A 17,631-nucleotide genomic window follows, 5' to 3' on the forward strand; every position below is an offset into this window, starting at 1 on the left:
GGCGGCCTCGGGAGGGTTTGGACTCGAGCAGAAGGGCGTCAATGCCGCTTCAAGTCACTCGGAGGGCACGTATTCTACAACTTCCAGATCGAATCCGGATATCGCATTGAACTTCATCGGCGAACTCATCAGGCGCATCTTGCGCACGCCCAGATCGCGCAGGATCTGCGAACCGGCACCCACGGTGCTGTAGGTGGTCGGCGCCTTGGCCGGCACATCGCCTGCACTTTCGCGGATGTGGGCCAGCAGCACATCGCCGTCCAGCGGGTGGCCCAGCAGCAGCACCACGCCACTGCCCGCCTCGGCCACCGCGGCCATGGCCGCACGCAGGCTCCAGCGGCCCGGCTGCTTGACCATCAGCAGGTCGCGCAGCGGATCCATGTTGTGGACCCGCACCAGGGTCGGCTCTTCGGCGCAGATCTTGCCCAGGGTCAGGGCCATGTGCACGTCACCTTCCACCGCGTCGCGGTAGGTGACCAGGTTGAACTGGCCCAGCTCGCTCTCGATTGGCTGCTCGGACACACGCTGCACGGTGCGTTCATGGATCATGCGGTAGTGGATCAGGTCGGCGATGGTGCCGATCTTCAGGCCGTGCTCGGCGGCGAACACTTCCAGCTCGGCGCGACGCGACATGGTGCCGTCGTCGTTCATCACTTCGCAGATCACACCGCTAGGCTCGAAACCGGCCATGCGCGCCAGGTCGCAGGCCGCTTCAGTGTGGCCAGCACGGGCCAGGGTGCCGCCCGGCTGGGCCATCAGCGGGAAGATGTGGCCAGGGCTGACGATGTCTTCGGCCTTGGCGTCCTTGGCGGCGGCAGCCTGCACGGTACGCGCGCGGTCGGCGGCGGAGATGCCGGTGGTGACACCTTCGGCGGCCTCGATCGACACGGTGAACTTGGTGCCGAAGCCCGAGCCGTTGCGCGGCGCCATCAGCGGCAGCTTGAGCGTTTCGCAGCGCTCGCGGGTCATCGGCATGCAGATCAGTCCACGGGCGTGCTTGGCCATGAAGTTGATGTGCTCGGGTTGGCAGCACTCGGCGGCCATGATGATGTCGCCTTCGTTCTCACGGTCTTCGTCGTCCATGAGGATGACCATTTTGCCCTGGCGGATGTCTTCTACCAGTTCTTCGATGCTGTTGAGCGCCACTCGGCACCCCCTTCTCAATCAGGATTTCAAGAAGCCGTTGGCGGCCAGGAAGCTTTCGGTAATGCCACTGCCCTTGCTCGGCTCGGCAGCCTTGTCACCCAGCAGCAGACGCTCCAGGTAACGGGCCAGCAGGTCGACCTCAAGGTTGACCCGACGACCTGCACGGTAGTCGGCCATGATGGTTTCGGACAGGGTGTGCGGGACGATGGTCAGCTCGAATTCGGCGCCATTGACCTCGTTGACCGTCAGGCTGGTGCCGTCGACGGTGATCGAACCCTTGTGGGCGATGTACTTGGCCAGCTCCTTCGGTGCACGCACGCGGAACTGGATAGCGCGGGCGTTATCGCTGCGCGAAATGATCTCGCCGACGCCGTCGACGTGGCCACTGACCAGGTGCCCGCCTAGGCGGGTGGTCGGGGTCAGGGCTTTCTCCAGGTTGACCTTGCTGCCGCTCTTGAGGTCGATGAACGCGGTGCGCTTGAGCGTCTCGACGCTGACGTCGGCCCAGAAACCGTCGCCCGGAAGCTCGACGGCGGTCAGGCACACGCCGTTGACGGCAATGCTGTCACCGAGCTTGACGTCACCCAGGTCGAGCTTGCCGGTCTCGACGTAGACGCGCACGTCGCCGCCTTTCGGGGTCAAGCTGCGGATGGTGCCGATGGATTCGATGATACCGGTGAACATGGGGTCTTCCTCAGGAACGGGTTGCGCAGGGCAAGCCCGGCATTATACGCCGGGCGGCGGCAAGGGGATGGCCGTGACCCGCCAGTCATCGCCCACAGCACGCATTTCAGTGATCTTCAGTCGTGGCGCCTCGCTCATTTTCGCCAATGGCCAGTCCAGCAGAGGGCGGGCCTGGGAGCCGAGGAAGGTACCGGCGACAAACAATTGGTACTCGTCGATCAGTCGTTGCCGGGCGAAGGCGCCAACCAGGCCGGCGCCCGCCTCCAGCAGGATCTCATTGACGCCGCGGGCAGCCAAGGTGCGCAGCAGTTCGGGCAGGTCGACCTGGCCATTCTCGCCTGGCAGGCACAGCAGCTCATGGCCGGCAGCGGCATAACGCGGGTCTTCAGCGACAGCGGTCACCACCAGCGCGGGGCCGGCCTGGAAGAATGGAGCGCTCAGCGGCAGGCGCAGGCGGCCATCGATGAGTACACGCAGGGGTGGCCGGCTCAGGGCCAGGGCGGTGGTTTCGGCATCCAGTCCCAGCTCGTCGCCGCGCACGGTCATGCGGGCATTGTCGGCCAGCACACTGGCGGCGCTGGTCAACACCACGCTGGAGCGGGCGCGCAGGCGCTGTACCGCCGAGCGGGCGGCCGGGCCAGTGATCCATTGGCTCTCGCCACTGGCCATGGCGGTGCGACCATCCAGGCTCATAGCCAGCTTGACCCTGACGAACGGGAGCCCATGTTCCATGCGCTTGAGAAAACCGGGGTTGAGCGCCCGCGCTTCGCCTTCAAGCACACCGCTGGCGACCTCGATACCCGCCTCGGCCAGACGGCGCAGGCCTTGTCCAGCCACTTGCGGGTTCGGGTCCTGCATGGCCGCCACCACCCGGGCGACGCCTGCCTTGACCAAGGCCTCGGCGCACGGCGGGGTGCGGCCATGGTGGCTGCAGGGTTCGAGGGTCACATAGGCACAGGCACCACGGGCACGTTCGCCAGCCTGGCGCAGGGCATGCACCTCGGCATGCGGTTCGCCGGCGCGCACATGCCAGCCCTCACCCACCACCTCGCCGTCACGCACGATGACGCAGCCCACCCGTGGGTTGGGGTGCGCGGTGTAGGCGCCCTTGCGGGCCAGTTCCAGGGCACGGGCCATGTAATGGGCGTCGAGGATCGCGGTCTGGCTGGGCATGCTTACTCTTTAGCTGGCTCGCGGGCCAGTCGGTCGATTTCTTCGCGGAATTCGTCGAGATCCTGGAACCGCCGGTAGACCGAGGCGAAACGGATGTAGGCGACTTCGTCGAGCTTGCGCAGCTCGGCCATCACCAGCTCACCCACGACCAGTGACTTGACCTCACGCTCGCCGGTGGCGCGCAAACGGCTCTTGATGTGCGCCAGCGCAGCTTCCAGGCGCTCGACGCTGACCGGACGCTTTTCCAGCGCGCGCTGCATGCCGGCCCGCAGCTTCTCTTCATCGAAGGGCTGGCGCGTGCCATCCTGCTTGATCAGCCGAGGCAGCACGAGTTCGGCGGTTTCGAAGGTGGTGAAACGCTCGCCGCAAGCGACGCATTCGCGCCGGCGACGCACCTGTTCGCCCTCGGCGACCAGACGCGAGTCGATGACCTTGGTGTCGTTGGCACCGCAAAAGGGACAGTGCATGGTGGCAGGCAACAAAAAAAGGGAGGGCCATGGTAGCGCATTGCACTGGCAAGACAAGCCAAAGGGGTTAACATCCATTCAATTCTGCCCGTGAAGGACGACCCCATGCATCTTCGAGCGCTCGCCGTGCTGTGCTGCGCCGCCCTGCTCGCCGCCTGCAGCAGCGAACGGCCCAAGACCGAACAGCCCCCCGCGCCCACACCGGCCAAGGTGACGAAAAAGGCCGAACCACTGGGTCCGTTGCCGGCCTACCAGCGTGAATTGAGCGGCACCTTGCTGGACATTCCTGCCGGCGCCGACGTCGAACTGGCCTTACTGGTGATCGACGAACGTGACCGTCCACAACAGTTGTTGGCCAGCAGCACCCTGACAGGCACCGGCCAGGCCCTGCCTTATCAACTGCGCTTCAACCCCGAAGTCTTTCCCACCGGCGCGCGGGTCGAGCTGCGCGGTCGAGCCAGTCAGTCCGGGCAACTGATCCTGCACCTGCCGCCGGTGCGCATCACCCAGGCGCAAACCCAGGCCACCGGCCCACTGCGTTTCAAGAAGGCGCCGTAGATGGCGCCGCAACACCTGCAACAGGCCCTGAGCGGCCTGATCGGCGAAGCGCGCCTGATCGTCAGCGAACTGCCGGGTTGCGAGCTCAAGCTCTGGCTGATCGACGAGCAGAACATGGACCGCGCCTTCAGCAGCGAGGAAACCCGGCGGATCCTCGAAGACCCGCCCTATTGGAGCTTCTGCTGGGCCAGCGGCCTGGCCATGGCCCGCTACCTGGCCGAGCGGCCTGAGTGGGTGGCAGGCAAGCGCGTGCTGGACTTCGGCGCAGGTTCAGGCATTGCCGGGATCGCTGCCGCCCGTGCCGGCGCCCTGGAAGTGGTCGCCTGCGACCTCGACCCATTGGCACTGGACGCTTGCCGCGCCAATGCCGCTCTCAATGGCGTCGAGCTGGGCTACAGCAGCGATTTCTTCGGCGAAGACGACCGCTTCGACCTGATTCTGGTCGCCGACGTGCTCTACGACCGCGCCAACTTGCCTCTGCTCGACGCCTTTCTGGGGCGGGGCCGACAGGCGCTGGTGGCCGACTCGCGCGTGCGCGACTTCAGCCACCCGCTGTATCGCCAATTGGGCGTACTCGAAGCCCTGACACTGCCAGACCTGGCCGAGCCGCACGAATTCCGCAGGGTCAGCCTGTACCACGCCAGTCGCGAGCCTTTATAGTGAGCCCATTGACCGATTTGCGAGAGTTACGATGAGCCAGGAAACGCCGTATATCTTCGATGCCACCGATGCCACCTTCCAACAACTGGTCATCGAAAATTCCTTCCACAAGCCGGTGCTGGTCGATTTCTGGGCTGAATGGTGCGCGCCCTGCAAGGCACTGATGCCGTTGCTGGCGAAGATCGCCGAGGGTTACCAGGGCGAGCTGCTGCTGGCCAAGATCAACTGCGATGTCGAACAGCAGATCGTTGCCCAGTTCGGCATCCGCAGTTTGCCGACCGTGGTGCTGTTCAAGGACGGCCAGCCGGTCGACGGCTTTGCCGGTGCCCAGCCAGAATCGGCGATCCGCGCCATGCTCGAACCGCACGTGCAAATGCCCGCCGCACCGACGGCCTCCCCGCTGGAACTGGCCAAGGCGCTGTTTGCCGAGAGCCGCTTCGCCGAAGCCGAAGCGCAGCTCAAGCAACTGCTGGGTGAAGACAACAGCAATGCCCAAGCGCTGATCCTCTATGCCCGCTGCCTGGCCGAGCGCGGCGAGTTGGGCGAAGCCGAAGTGGTGCTTGACGCGGTCAAGACCGACGAGCACAAGGCCGCACTGGCCGGCGCCAAGGCCCAGCTGACCTTCCTGCGCCAAGCGACCAGCCTTCCAGAAGTCGCCGAGCTCAAGAGCCGACTGGCGCAGAACCCGCAGGATGACGAAGCCGCCTACCAGCTGAGCATTCAGCAACTGGCACGTCAGCAGTACGAAGCCGCCCTGGACGGGCTGTTGAAGCTGTTCCAGCGCAACCGTGGTTACGAGAACGGGTTGCCGCAGAAGGCGATGCTTCAGGTGTTCGAGTTGCTGGGGAGTGACCATCCATTGGTTGGCGTTTATCGTCGCAAGTTGTCGGCGGCGATGTTCTGACCTGCACCGCACCCGAACGGCAGGGGCAGATAGCGCAGCAGCTACCTGCCCTTCACTTTTTTGACATCAGCCACCATTGCGCATGGCCACGAATTCAGCGGCTGTCAGCATCGGCACGGGAATGATGATCACCGCGAACTGCATGTAGATCGGATCACGGTGAATTGCCTGTACCACGCTAAACCTGTTGATGACGCCAGGCGTGAAAATGCCGTCCGACACTTTCCCGTCCCCTGCCAGCACTTTCCAGTCGGTAAGTTCCGGCGCTACCACGGTTTCTCCGCCCCCCCCACGGCTCATAACAGAACGTCATCTGCAGTTTGCCGCCGACAATGGCGAGCTTGAAGTAATGAGTCGGTTTGGCATTGAGCACGACAATGGTCGAGTAATAGGGAAGTAGCGTGAAGCCCGTTATAATTCGGACAATATCAACGGGATTTCTTTTCAACGAAGTATGCAACGCTGCATCCTTCCGGGTGAGCGGACTTTCCCCGTAGATCACATCGCCATCGCCCTGCGGGACGTAAGTGCACGTGCGGCCGTCAGGAACAAGCTGCCCTATAGCTTCCGAAGCAAACTGCCAGACCGGTGTGCCAAGGTTGACTGTGTTTAGCACCAATCGCTGGCCGACACTCCCCGCAGGGACGATACGGACCAAAGGATTCACATGCGAAGAATAAGCGGCATTCTCTGTCGCGAATGCATCAGCACCCTTGACCTGCAAGTCAACCAATCTGGCTTCAGCAACCGTATTGCCCGGAGCCCCCCAAATCATCCCGGCAAACTTCACATATCCACGAGGGAATAGTATTTGGGCAAAGTGCTCGAAATCTAGCCCGTAGTAACCTGCCTCGGGAATGTTTCTGACATCCAGGTAGCACTGACCTAATAGACTCTCGTCCGTAACCGATACTTCGTCGCGCCCGGTGTTCCTACTGCCAGGAAATGACCCGTTGGCCTCATCAGAACTGGCGATATACATTACAAGCTGGCCTTCAACGCTTCGCAGATGGAAACGTAGATCCTGCATCAACCATCGCCCGTAGCTAACATCCGCGGTCTTGGGCAGCACAACATTTTTTTCTCCCGCAGGAAGGTTGGCGAAACGAATCTTGAATGGCAGGCCCGCCTCTGTGTCGCGCCCTTGCCCTCCCAATAATCCGACAGAAAAGTCGGAACCCTCCGTCAGCGTAAAGACGGCGTTATCGTTGTATTTATAGGTCCCGACGCACTGGTCCAGCTTGAAGGTCTGAAACAGCGCCATGCGCTCATTCCGGCTGCCGGCAACGACCTCAAACAGCTCAGCCTGATTCGCCCCCGACGCTCTCTGAAACTCGTAGCTGGTGTAGGACACAAAACGCCTTGTCACATTGATCGAATCACCATTGCCGGTTGGAAACTCCAGCAGTGGACTGCCCAACACACAGCATATCCTCAGCCAGCCACTGGGGCGCTGATGGACAAAATCCAGGGCGTCATTGTTGGCACTGTCAGGCCGACTCTCGTAGTAGCGCAGCAGGAGGGCGTTTAGTTTTTCAACATTGAAAACAAAGTGCATGCGCCAACCGCGCAAGTCGTAATGTTGTCCCGCTTCGTCGATTCCGGTGTCCATGGCAGGCTCTCCTGTTCGAAGACCTACCCATTCGACACCTTCGGACACTCAACATAAACTGGCAATAATGTCAGTTGATATCAGACCGGATAGTGCTCAAAGCTGCTCGCTTGCATCTTCCTGCCAACAGTACAGTGGCGCATCTTCTCCCGCCAACACGCGTACCTGAGCAGAGTGCCTCAACCGCACCAGCAGCTTCTTGCCTGCTGCGGCACTGCCGGCCAACCCCGTGAGGCTCTCCAACAAATCAGGCCCGGACATCTGCCCAGCCTGGCGCAATACATCAAGCGCCACAGCCCACTGGCCGTCATCCTGACGCGGTGTCGACATTGTCGGCGCAGGCGAGGCTGTGCCCTGTACCTGCGCCTCGACCTGCCCCCCCAACTGCGCCCATTCTGCCGGATCCAACTCGATAGTCAGGTCCACCGGCCAGTCGCCGATCTGTCCGCGAATTCTCATGATGCATTCCTTGAACCCAAGTCAATGCCCCATGCTACCGCAACATGAAACCTGCGCCACGCAGGCTGGCGACTCGCAGAGAACTTGTTATAACATAACTTAAATTTCAACCCGCTCCCGGAGTCGTCCATGCGTCGCCTGCTGCTTGCCCTGCCCTTCGCCCTGCTGCCCCTGGCCGTGGTCCATGCCCACGATGACCATGATCATGACCACGATCACGCCCACGGCACCCTCGGCGCCCACGAGCATGGGGTGGCCAAGCTCAACGCCGTGCTCGACGGCAACACCCTTGAGCTGGAACTGGACAGCCCGGCGATGAACCTGGTCGGCTTCGAGCACACCGCCAACACCGACGCCGACAAAGCCAAGGTCGCCGCCGCTCGCCAGCAGCTCGAACAGCCCCTGAAGCTGTTCGGCCTGGCGCAAGCCGCCGGCTGCAAGGAAGAAGCGCAGGAACTGGAGAGCCCGCTGTTCGGCGATGCCGCCCATGCCGATGACGAGGGCGATGCCCATGAACACGCGCACCAGCACGCCGACGTCAACGCCCACTATCAACTGAGCTGCGCGAACCCCGACAAGCTTTCCCAGATTGACCTGAGCCCTTTGTTCAAGGCCTTCCCGCAAACCCAGAAGATCAGCGTGCAACTGATCGGCCCTGATGGCCAGAAAGGCCTGGAAACCACTCCCGCCAAGGCCGTGGTTGCATTCTGAATGAGCCAGGCGCTGATCGAACTGCATGACCTGGTGTTCGCCTGGCCAGGGCAGCCGCCCTTGCTGGATATCCCGGCATTGCGCCTGGATACCGGCGAGGCGTTGTTCCTCAAAGGCCCCAGCGGCAGTGGCAAGACCACCCTGCTGGGGCTGCTGGGTGGCGTCAACCAACCCGGCCAAGGCAGCATCCGCCTACTCGGGCAAGACCTCTCCGGCCTGGGCCAAGGGGCCCGCGATCGGTTCCGGGTCGACCACACCGGTTACATCTTCCAGCAGTTCAACCTGCTGCCGTTTCTCTCGGTGCGCGAAAACGTCGAACTGCCTTGTCGCTTCTCGCAAAGCCGCGCCAAACGTGCGATGGAGCGCCACGGTAGCGTGAGCCAAGCCGCCGCCTCACTGCTGGCCCACCTGGGCCTGGACGACCCGGCCTTGCTCGCTCGCCGCGCGGGCAGCCTGTCGATTGGCCAGCAACAACGGGTCGCCGCAGCCCGGGCATTGATCGGCCAACCTGAACTGGTGATCGCCGACGAACCCACTTCGGCGCTTGACGCCGATACCCGTGAGGCGTTCATTCGCCTGCTGTTCGACGAATGTCGGGCAGCGGGTTCCAGCCTGCTGTTCGTCAGCCACGACCAAAGCCTGGCCCCCCTGTTCGACCGACACCTGTCGCTGACCGAACTCAACCGCGCCGCCAAGCCCCGGGAGGCCTGATGTACCTGCTTCGCCTTGCCCTGGCCAGCCTGGCCAACCGTCGTTTCACCGCCTTCCTGACGGCCTTTGCCATTGCCCTGTCAGTGTGCCTGTTACTGGCCGTCGAACGAGTACGCACCGAAGCCCGCGCCAGTTTCGCCAGCACCATAAGCGGCACCGACCTGATCGTCGGTGCCCGTTCGGGCTCGGTGAACCTGTTGCTGTATTCGGTGTTCCGCATTGGCAATGCCACCAACAACATTCGCTGGGACAGCTTCGAGCACTACGCCAAGGACCCTCGGGTGAAATGGGCCATCCCCATCTCACTGGGCGACTCGCACCGAGGCTACCGGGTGATGGGCACCACCGGCGACTACTTCAGCCACTACCAATATGGCCGCCGCCAACATCTGGAACTGAGCCAGGGTCGGGCGTTCGCCGACGACCCGTTCGAAGTGGTGCTCGGAGCCGAAGTCGCCGAGGCCCTGCAGTACAAGCTGGGTGACAAGCTGGTGCTGGCCCACGGGGTGGCCGCGATCAGCCTGGTCAAGCATGACGACAAGCCCTTCACTGTGGTGGGTGTGCTCAAACGCACCGGCACTCCCGTGGACCGAACGCTGCACATCAGCCTTGGCGGCATGGAAGCTATCCACATCGACTGGCACAACGGTGTCCCTGCCAGGGGCGCCGGACGCATCAGCGCCGAGCAGGCACGTGGTATGGACCTGCAGCCCACCGCAATCACCGCCTTCATGCTGGGCCTGAACAACAAGATCGCCACCTTCAGCCTGCAACGCGAAATCAACGAGTACCGCAATGAGCCGCTACTGGCGATTCTGCCTGGGGTGGCGCTGCAAGAGCTGTGGAGCCTCATGGGCACTGCCGAGCAGGCCTTGTTCGTGGTGTCGCTGTTCGTCGTGCTGACCGGGCTGATTGGCATGCTCACCGCCATTCTCACCAGCCTCAACGAACGGCGCCGGGAGATGGCGATTCTGCGCTCGGTTGGCGCGCGCCCTTGGCACATTGCCGGCTTGCTGGTGCTCGAAGCATTCGCCCTCGCCGTGGCGGGCATCGCTGCTGGGCTTGGTCTGCTCTATGCCGGTATAGCCCTGGCCCAGGGTTATGTGCAGGCCAACTACGGCCTCTACCTGCCGCTGGCCTGGCCAAGTGCGCATGAGTGGACGTTGCTGGCTATCATCCTCGTTGCCGCGCTGCTGATGGGCAGTGTGCCCGCCTGGCGCGCCTACCGGCAGTCGCTCGCCGACGGTCTGTCGATTCACCTCTGAGTGCCTACCATGACCAGGAACCTCACCGCCTTCTTCGCGGGTAAACCCGCGAACAGGCCGGCCAGAGCAGCACAACTTCTACTGGTTGTGCTGCTCTGGCTGGCATCGCCTGCCTGGGCCTCGGAACCTCGCGAGCTGGATTGGCCCGCGCTCATCCCCGAGGGCGCACCGGTCATCCCGCCACAACTCGCCCCGCTGCACGACATGTCGCAGCTCAGCGATGCACTGTCCGCCGAATCTGCCCCGGCAGCGCGCCAGCAAGCGCCCAATGCTCCCGTGGTCAAGAAACTGGACGGCCAGTTGATCAAACTGCCCGGCTATATCGTGCCGCTGGAAGTCAGCGAAGAAGGCCGCACCACCGAATTCCTGCTGGTGCCTTACTACGGCGCCTGCATACACGTGCCGCCTCCGCCCTCGAACCAGATCGTGCATATTTTCAGTGAGATGGGCGTACGCGTCGAAGACCTCTACCAGCCCTACTGGATCGAGGGAAAGATGCAAGTTAGAGCCTCCAGCAGCGAGCTGGCCGATGCCGGATACCAGATGGAAGCCGAGAAAATCTACGCTTATGAGCTGAAGTGAGAACTGTTTCGAAGTCGTACACACGCTTCGTTGAGCTGGGTCAAACTTTCTGTTTATGCGTCTTCGTACCATTGGACTTCACAAAATTTTCACGTCCTTTGGGAGCTTCCATGAACAAGTCCTTGCTCGGCGCCGCACTCGTTGCCTTGGCGCTCGCAGCCCCTGTTGCCAACGCCCACCAGGCGGGTGATTTCATCATCCGCGCCGGTGCCGCCACGGTAGATCCGAACGAAGACAGCGGCGCACTCAAGCTCGATGGCGCAAAGGTTTCGGGCACCAAGGCTACCCTGGACAGCGACACCCAGTTGGGCCTGACCTTCGCCTACATGCTCACCGACCACATCGGCGTCGAGCTGCTGGCCGCCACCCCGTTCAACCACACCGTGGCCGTCAAAGGCCTTGGCCCGGGCCTGGACGGCAAACTGGCCGACATCAAGCACCTGCCACCGACCCTGTCGTTGCAGTACTACCCGATGGCGCCTACTTCGAAGTTCCAGCCGTACGCCGGTATCGGTATCAACTACACCATGTTCTTCGACGAAGACCTCAGCGGTGCACGCAAACAGCAGGGCTTCAGCAACCTGAAGCTGCAGGATTCGGTGGGCCTGGCCGGCCAGTTGGGCATGGACTACATGCTGACCGATAACCTGCTGTTCAACGCCTCGGTCTGGTACATCGACCTCGACACCAAGGCGACCGTCGATGGCCCCAACGCCCTGGGCGTTGGCAAGACCAAGGTCGACGTGGACGTAGACCCTTGGGTGTACATGGTCGGTCTCGGCTACAAGTTCTGATTCAGGTCGCGATACTGGCGGGGGCCTTGCGCCCCCGCTGTGCTGTGGCTTATTGCCGGCAAACCGGCTTTCTGCAGGTGACGGGCGATAACCCTTGGATTATCTCAGCCTTTACCCAGAAGCTGGGCCAAGCCCTCGACCATCGAGGTCGGCTGTGGGAATTGGAACCGCGCCAGCAACCGCTGATTATCCGCCCGAGAATGGCGAATGTCACCCGACCGCGCCGGCCCGTAGCTGATAGCCGGCAAGCTGCCCACCACCGTCTCCAGCGCCTTCAACAGCTGGTTCAGCGAAGTCGCCTGGTTCAGGCCGATATTCACAGCCCCCTCTTCCGCTTGCGGCTTTTCCAGTGCCTGCACCATGACCTGTACCAGGTCCGCCACATAGAGAAAATCGCGAGTCTGCTCACCATCACCGAACACAGTGATCGGCAGGCCCTGGGTCGCTCGTTCGCAGAAAATGCTGATCACACCGGAGTAGGGCGAGGACGGATCCTGCCGTGGCCCGAAAATATTGAAGAAGCGGAACACCACTGGCTCCAGGCCATGCTGACGACGGTAGAAGTCCAGGTACTGCTCACTGGCCAGTTTATCCACGGCGTAGGGCGTCAGCGGCGCCTTGGGCGTGTCTTCGGCGATCGACTCGCCCTCGCCGTTGTTGCCATAAACCGCCGCACTGGAAGCGAACAGCACACGACGCACACCTTGCACACGCATCGCCTCGCATACATTGAGGGTGCCAATGAAGTTGCTCTGGTGGGTTTTCACCGGGTCTTCGACCGACGCCTGCACCGAAGCCACCGCCGCCAGGTGCACCACGCCAGCACAGTCGGCAACGGCGCGGTTGACCAGCTCGGCGTCTGCCACGTCGCCTTCGATCAGTTCGAGCTTTGGGTGGCCCAGCTGCAGGTTGTCCCGCTTGCCTGTGGACAGGTCGTCGAGGATACGTACGGCGTAGCCTTTGCCTAGCAAAGCATCACACAGATGGGAGCCAATGAAGCCGGCGCCGCCGGTGATGAGGATGGGGGCATCAGCCATGTCGGTAGAATCGGTCCAGAAGGGGCGGCAAACCGGCGCGCCAGGCACGCGGCTTGATGCCGAAGGTGTGAAGGATTTTCTTACAGGCCAGCACCGCATGCTGGGGTTCCTCGCTGGCATCCGGGCGCGCAGCGTGTGCCTGCGGGGTGGGTGCCTGCACGGCCAGCTTGCGGTACTGCCCGGCCTCGCCGAGGATGGCCTGGCCCAGCGCCAGCGGCGTAGTCGCCTCGTTACCAGCGTAGTGGTAGGTGCCCCACAGCGGCGCGTTGCAGTCGAGCTGCTTGAGCACCGAGAGAATGACCCGGGCCGCATCGTCGACAGGCGTTGGGTTACCACGGCGATCGTCCGCCAGCAGCAATTCCTGTGGCTGCTCGGCGCGGGTCAGGAAGCGCCCCAGGGTGCCGTCGATGCTCTCGTCCAGCAGCCAGCCGAACCGCAGCAGCACATGGTGAGGGCACGCTGCCCGCACGCTCTGCTCGATCCGCCACAGCGCCTGGCCACGCAGGCCGAGCGGCAGCGGCTCGTCCTTTTCGCTGTAGGCCGTGGCCCGCGAGCCGTCGAAAACCCGGTAGCTAGACGGTTGCACCAAGGTGATCTGGTGGTGCTGGCACAGTTCCGCCAGCCGCTCCACCGCCCGCTCCTGCAGGGCCAGACGCTGTTCGCTGACCGACTCGGCCTGGAACCAGTCGAAGTAATAGGCCAGGTTGACCAGGGCGTCGGGGCGATGATCGTCCAGCAACTGGGTGAGACTGGCAGGGGTCCAGCCGTCTTCAGGCGGACGCGGCGCCAGGAATGCGATGTCCTCCTCGGCCCCGAGACGAATCAGCGCTTGCCCGAGGGCATTGCCACCACCCAACAGCATCAGGCGCATACGCATAGAGTCAGCAGATCCGAACAGGTTGATTTGAGGAAAGGAGTCATTTTGCGGTTTCCGGGCGGGGAAGTCCAACTCTAGGCACGGCGTAACTTATTCAACCCAATCACACCCCTACACGAGAAATGCCCGGCACGCGGAACGAGCTCGGCCCTGCATCAGACGCGAAAAAGACCTGGCTCAATCTTCAGTGTTTTCCCAAAAACTCCCGCCAAGCCCTACATACAAAGAAAAGAACAATGACAGGACGTTATTGCGAAACACGGTCTACAGCACTTCGCGTTGCAGATAAGGCACGAAAGAGGCTGAGCATCACTCAATCTCGAACAAACTGTTCTTCAGCGGCCCCACGCTCAACCGCTCACGCACATCATCATCGATGCGCGGATCGTCCGGCCGGTACAGTTTGACCTGCCGGTAGGCATTGATGCGGTTGATTTCCTCCCCCAGGTATTCCCAGACCACACGGGTGCAGGCCGGGTTGCGCCGGTCGCCGCTAGAGACGCCGGTCTTGAGCCCATTGAGGCGGGTGATGCGGCTCTTGAAACTGGGGATGAGAATGGTCTGGCTCATTTCGTTGAGGGTCAGCGACTCGTAGTCGATCAGGAACACGCGGTCCTGCAGCTGGAATGCCGCCCCCAGATAACGGCAGCGTACTTCGGCATGCAGGTCGGTCGCAGTGGATCGCTCCTGACGCTCCTGACGCTCGAACAGAAACTGGCCGCGCTCCTCCCGCAAATGCACCAGCGAGACCAGGATCGTGCCGGGCACCGACATGCAGTTGGAATATTCAAAGTAGTACCCGCAATAGCGCGACAGGTTGCCAGCGTGTGCATGCAGCGGCCGGAACAATTCACTGATCGGGTCGCTGGCCTGGTCGGCCACGGTGGAAACCCGGGCGCCTATCAACCGCGCGAACTGTTCGGGTGGCAGGTTCAGCTCGTAATCCTCGACGCCGAAGAAATCGCCGATGCGCTTGAGGTTGTAGGCCGTCGGACGGCTCTGCCCACTCAGGTACTTGTTGAACTGAGCGCGGTTGATCGACAACTGCCGGCAAACTTCGGAAATAGAGCGGTAGTGGCTGCAAGCCAGTTTCAGATTGGTAGCGAAATGATCGCTCATGTGCGGAATCCAAGGTGACGCGAATGGCGCCATTGTAGCATCAAGTCGCATCAACTCAGAGCAACCCGCGAAATTGTAACGACTCTTGTCATAGCCAAACATGCGCCCCAACGCATAGCGGTGCGCCTGCCGCCCGCTGTTCTATTCACACGAACAATAAGAATCGAGGTCATTTTCCAATGCTCGAAGCACTCAACGATTTCCTTTCGGGGAAACTCCTCATCGTGCTGATCGTCGGACTCGGCAGCTACTTCACCATCCGCTCGCGGTTCGTGCAGTTCCGCCATTTCGGCCATATGTTCAGTGTCTTCAAGGAATCCCTTCGCGGCCAGGCAGGCCAACTGAGCTCGTTCCAGGCCTTGATGCTGAGCCTCGCCGGCCGTGTCGGTGCCGGTAACATCGCAGGCGTCGGCATCGCCGTGACCCTGGGCGGCCCAGGTGCCGTGTTCTGGATGTGGGTTACCGCACTGGTGGGCATGTCCAGCAGCTTCTTCGAATGTACCCTGGCCCAGGTCTACAAGCGCGCCGATGGCGATGGCCTGTACCGTGGCGGCCCAGCCTACTACATCCAGCATGGTCTGAAGCTCAAGAGCATGGCCGTGGTGTTCTCGGTCCTGCTGCTGGTCACCTATGGCTTCGCCTTCAACGGGCTGCAGTCGTACACCGTGACCCACTCGCTGCAAAACGCCTTCGGCTTCGACCCACAGCACACCGGTATTGCCCTGGCCGTGCTGCTGGCCATCGTGTTCCTCGGCGGCATCAAGCGCATCGCAGCTGTGTCCGACCTGCTGGTTCCGGTCAAGACCCTGGCCTACATCGGCGTAACCCTGTACGTGATCGGCAGCCAGATCGAGCACGTACCCGCCATGCTGGAAACCATCTTCAAGAGCGCCTTCGGCCTTGACCCAGCGTTCGGCGGCCTGCTCGGCAGTGCCATCGTCATGGGCGTGAAGCGTGGCGTGTTCGCCAACGAAGCCGGCCTGGGCAGCGCGCCTAACGTCGCTGCGGTCGCCGCTGTGAAGCACCCAGGCGCCCAAGGCGTGGTCCAGGCGTTCAGCGTGTTCCTCGACACCTTCGTCATCTGCACCTGCACCGCACTGCTGATTCTGTTGTCGGGCTTCTACACCCCTGGTTTCGAGGGTGACGGTATTGTCCTGACCCAGAACTCCCTGGCTGCCGTGGTCGGTGACTGGGGTCGTCTGTTCGTCAGCGTCGCGCTGTCGCTGTTCGTGTTCACCTGCATCCTCTACAACTACTACCTGGGCGAGAACAGCCTGCAGTTCCTGAGCCGCAATCGTGCTGTGCTGATGGGCTACCGCGCACTGGTCCTGGCGCTGATCGTATGGGGTTCGGTGCAGAACCTGTCGACCGTGTTCGCCTTCGCCGACATCACCATGACCTGCCTGGCGTTCGTCAACCTGATCGCCCTGGCCCTGCTGTTCAAGGTCGGACTGCGTGTGATGCGCGACTACGACGCCCAGCGCAAGGCCGGCGTGAAGCAACCGGTATTCGACTCGTCCAAGTTCACCGACCTGGACCTGGACCGCGATGCCTGGCCTGCCAATCCTCAGGTTGAAACAGCCGCTGACAAGATCACCGGTCACGCTCAACCTCAGCGCTGATATCCTGCCGTACCCAGCCGCCCCTTCCGTGGGCGGCTGTTCTTTCTCCGCTCACCGCTACGGATGCTTTCCATGCGTGCAGTCAAGAATCTCCTCGTCCTCTACACCGGAGGCACCATCGGCATGCTCGAAACCCCAGAAGGCCTGGCCCCGGCCGGTGGTTTCGAGGCGCGGATGCGCGAACACTTTGCCCAGCAGGCCGACGCGCCGCAGGTGCAGTGGTCGCTGATGGAAATGAACCCGCTGCTCGACAGCGCCAACATGCAGCAAGCCAACTGGCTGGCAATGCGTGATGCCATCGTCGAGGCTGTCGAGGTTGGCGGCCACGACGGCGTGTTGCTGCTGCATGGCACCGATACGTTGGCCTACAGCGCCGCCGTGTTGTCGTTCCTGCTGCTGGGCCTGCCAGTGCCGGTGCTGCTGACAGGCTCGATGTTGCCGGCGGGCGCACCGGGCAGCGATGCCTGGGACAACCTCAGCGGCGCGCTGCGTCAGTTCGAGGCAGGCCTTGAAGAGGGCGTGCAACTGTATTTCCACGGCCAGCTACTGCACGGCTGCCGCGCCTCGAAGCTGCGCAGCGAAGCATTCGACGCATTTGCCGTCCTGCCTCGCCATCGCGAGGGCGAACGTGTCGGTAGCGTGCCTGCCGCGCTGGATTACCGCCAGCCGCGCAAGCTGGTGAACCTTGCGGTGATGCCCGTGTTCCCCGGCCTGCAGGCCGATCACCTGCGCGCCCTGCTCGACAGCGGTGTGCAAGGCTTGCTGCTGGAGTGCTACGGCAGTGGCACCGGCCCTTCGGATGACCACGCATTGCTGGAGGTGCTGCAGGCGGCACGCCAGCGTGGCGTGATGATCGTTGCGATCAGCCAGTGCCCTGAGGGTTCGGTGGTGTTCGATACCTATGCGGCAGGTAACAAGCTGCGAGGTGCGGGGTTGGTCAGCGGTGGCGGCATGACCCGTGAGGCGGCGTTGGGCAAGCTGTTTGCACTGCTGGGAGCAGGGTTGGATGCGGATGCGGCCGAGCGGTGGTTTGCGTTGGATCTGTGTGGGGAGCGGGCCTGACTTGGGCGTTGCGCTCGACCCCATGGGCGCGGCCACCTTGCGCCAAGCTTCCAACAGCCCACACGCCATTCCCACGTACAAAAAAATTGGCGGAAGGCAGCGGGAGTCGAACCTGCCCGGGAACGGCTGCCGTCCCCAACCGGGTTTGAAGCCCGGCCGCGCCACCGGGCGCGATTGCCTTCCTTGAA

19 protein-coding genes and 1 tRNA gene are annotated in these 17,631 nt (G+C 62.6%); 10 read left to right on the forward strand and 10 right to left on the reverse strand.

What is annotated here, in order from left to right:
* Positions 1-54 precede the first annotated feature (54 nt).
* The 4 genes from ribBA to nrdR are packed head-to-tail and all read right to left on the reverse strand — an operon-like array spanning position 55 to position 3,470.
* Positions 55-1,146, reverse strand: a complete 1,092-nt coding sequence (gene ribBA, locus P3R38_RS22235) for a bifunctional 3,4-dihydroxy-2-butanone-4-phosphate synthase/GTP cyclohydrolase II (RefSeq protein WP_023382590.1) — start codon at positions 1,144-1,146, stop codon at positions 55-57.
* Positions 1,147-1,164: 18 nt separating this feature from the next.
* Positions 1,165-1,830 carry a riboflavin synthase gene (locus tag P3R38_RS22240; protein ID WP_003255399.1) on the reverse strand — a complete coding sequence of 222 codons (666 nt, stop codon included), beginning with the start codon at positions 1,828-1,830 and terminating at the stop codon, positions 1,165-1,167.
* 42 nt (positions 1,831-1,872) lie between these two features.
* Positions 1,873-3,003, reverse strand: coding sequence for a bifunctional diaminohydroxyphosphoribosylaminopyrimidine deaminase/5-amino-6-(5-phosphoribosylamino)uracil reductase RibD (gene ribD / locus P3R38_RS22245; protein ID WP_277686621.1), 1,131 nt, complete (start codon positions 3,001-3,003; stop codon positions 1,873-1,875).
* Between the two features lie 2 nt (positions 3,004-3,005).
* Complete coding sequence (nrdR, locus tag P3R38_RS22250) at positions 3,006-3,470, reverse strand: transcriptional regulator NrdR (protein ID WP_008092351.1); 465 nt, start codon at positions 3,468-3,470, stop codon at positions 3,006-3,008.
* Positions 3,471-3,575: 105 nt separating this feature from the next.
* Here nrdR and P3R38_RS22255 point away from each other — a divergent pair, with 105 nt between their 5' ends.
* The 3 genes from P3R38_RS22255 to trxA are packed head-to-tail and all read left to right on the forward strand — an operon-like array spanning position 3,576 to position 5,592.
* Positions 3,576-4,028, forward strand: coding sequence for a YbaY family lipoprotein (locus tag P3R38_RS22255; RefSeq protein ID WP_023382592.1), 453 nt, complete (start codon positions 3,576-3,578; stop codon positions 4,026-4,028).
* Positions 4,029-4,688, forward strand: coding sequence for a 50S ribosomal protein L11 methyltransferase (locus P3R38_RS22260; RefSeq protein ID WP_027907541.1), 660 nt, complete (start codon positions 4,029-4,031; stop codon positions 4,686-4,688).
* Between the two features lie 31 nt (positions 4,689-4,719).
* Positions 4,720-5,592, forward strand: a complete 873-nt coding sequence (gene trxA / locus P3R38_RS22265; RefSeq protein WP_023382594.1) for a thioredoxin — start codon at positions 4,720-4,722, stop codon at positions 5,590-5,592.
* Positions 5,593-5,770: 178 nt separating this feature from the next.
* Here the strand turns inward: trxA and P3R38_RS22270 are convergent, their stop codons facing one another.
* Positions 5,771-7,204 carry a hypothetical protein gene (locus P3R38_RS22270; RefSeq protein WP_277686622.1) on the reverse strand — a complete coding sequence of 478 codons (1,434 nt, stop codon included), beginning with the start codon at positions 7,202-7,204 and terminating at the stop codon, positions 5,771-5,773.
* A gap of 96 nt (positions 7,205-7,300) precedes the next feature.
* Positions 7,301-7,663 (reverse strand): hypothetical protein, encoded by a 363-nt coding sequence (locus P3R38_RS22275; RefSeq protein ID WP_023382596.1) that lies wholly within the window; start codon positions 7,661-7,663, stop codon positions 7,301-7,303.
* A gap of 129 nt (positions 7,664-7,792) precedes the next feature.
* Here P3R38_RS22275 and P3R38_RS22280 point away from each other — a divergent pair, with 129 nt between their 5' ends.
* From P3R38_RS22280 to P3R38_RS22300, 5 genes are all read left to right on the forward strand, one after another.
* The gene (locus P3R38_RS22280) at positions 7,793-8,374 is read left to right on the forward strand and encodes a DUF2796 domain-containing protein (RefSeq protein ID WP_023382597.1); all 582 of its coding nucleotides are present in this window, start codon (positions 7,793-7,795) and stop codon (positions 8,372-8,374) included.
* A complete protein-coding gene (locus tag P3R38_RS22285; RefSeq protein ID WP_023382598.1) occupies positions 8,375-9,085 on the forward strand; it encodes an ABC transporter ATP-binding protein in 711 nt (236 codons plus the stop codon).
* Positions 9,085-10,350, forward strand: coding sequence for an ABC transporter permease (locus tag P3R38_RS22290; protein ID WP_023382599.1), 1,266 nt, complete (start codon positions 9,085-9,087; stop codon positions 10,348-10,350). The genes P3R38_RS22285 and P3R38_RS22290 overlap by 1 nt, the downstream gene beginning before the upstream one ends.
* 9 nt (positions 10,351-10,359) lie before the next feature.
* Positions 10,360-10,932 (forward strand): DUF3299 domain-containing protein, encoded by a 573-nt coding sequence (locus P3R38_RS22295; RefSeq protein WP_049818789.1) that lies wholly within the window; start codon positions 10,360-10,362, stop codon positions 10,930-10,932.
* A 110-nt stretch (positions 10,933-11,042) separates the two neighbouring features.
* Positions 11,043-11,726, forward strand: a complete 684-nt coding sequence (locus tag P3R38_RS22300; RefSeq protein ID WP_023382601.1) for an OmpW family outer membrane protein — start codon at positions 11,043-11,045, stop codon at positions 11,724-11,726.
* Positions 11,727-11,830: 104 nt separating this feature from the next.
* On the opposite strand, the gene P3R38_RS22305 is transcribed toward P3R38_RS22300, so the two are convergent.
* From P3R38_RS22305 to P3R38_RS22315, 3 genes are all read right to left on the reverse strand, one after another.
* Positions 11,831-12,763 (reverse strand): NAD-dependent epimerase/dehydratase family protein, encoded by a 933-nt coding sequence (locus P3R38_RS22305; RefSeq protein ID WP_027907538.1) that lies wholly within the window; start codon positions 12,761-12,763, stop codon positions 11,831-11,833.
* Positions 12,756-13,640 (reverse strand): sugar nucleotide-binding protein, encoded by an 885-nt coding sequence (locus P3R38_RS22310; RefSeq protein WP_023382603.1) that lies wholly within the window; start codon positions 13,638-13,640, stop codon positions 12,756-12,758. The genes P3R38_RS22305 and P3R38_RS22310 overlap by 8 nt, the downstream gene beginning before the upstream one ends.
* A 309-nt stretch (positions 13,641-13,949) precedes the next feature.
* On the reverse strand, positions 13,950-14,759 hold the full coding sequence (locus P3R38_RS22315) for a helix-turn-helix transcriptional regulator (protein WP_023382604.1): 810 nt from the start codon (positions 14,757-14,759) through the stop codon (positions 13,950-13,952).
* A 179-nt stretch (positions 14,760-14,938) separates the two neighbouring features.
* On the opposite strand from P3R38_RS22315, the gene P3R38_RS22320 reads away from it, so the two are divergent.
* Both P3R38_RS22320 and P3R38_RS22325 read left to right on the forward strand, forming a co-directional pair.
* On the forward strand, positions 14,939-16,381 hold the full coding sequence (locus P3R38_RS22320) for a sodium:alanine symporter family protein (RefSeq protein WP_023382605.1): 1,443 nt from the start codon (positions 14,939-14,941) through the stop codon (positions 16,379-16,381).
* Between the two features lie 72 nt (positions 16,382-16,453).
* The gene (locus tag P3R38_RS22325) at positions 16,454-17,443 is read left to right on the forward strand and encodes an asparaginase (protein ID WP_023382606.1); all 990 of its coding nucleotides are present in this window, start codon (positions 16,454-16,456) and stop codon (positions 17,441-17,443) included.
* A gap of 87 nt (positions 17,444-17,530) precedes the next feature.
* Here the strand turns inward: P3R38_RS22325 and P3R38_RS22330 are convergent.
* Positions 17,531-17,626, reverse strand: a tRNA-Sec gene (locus P3R38_RS22330).
* Positions 17,627-17,631 lie beyond the last annotated feature (5 nt).

This window comes from Pseudomonas sp. NyZ480, from assembly GCF_029537255.1.
Classification (GTDB): Bacteria; Pseudomonadota; Gammaproteobacteria; order Pseudomonadales; family Pseudomonadaceae; genus Aquipseudomonas; species Aquipseudomonas taiwanensis.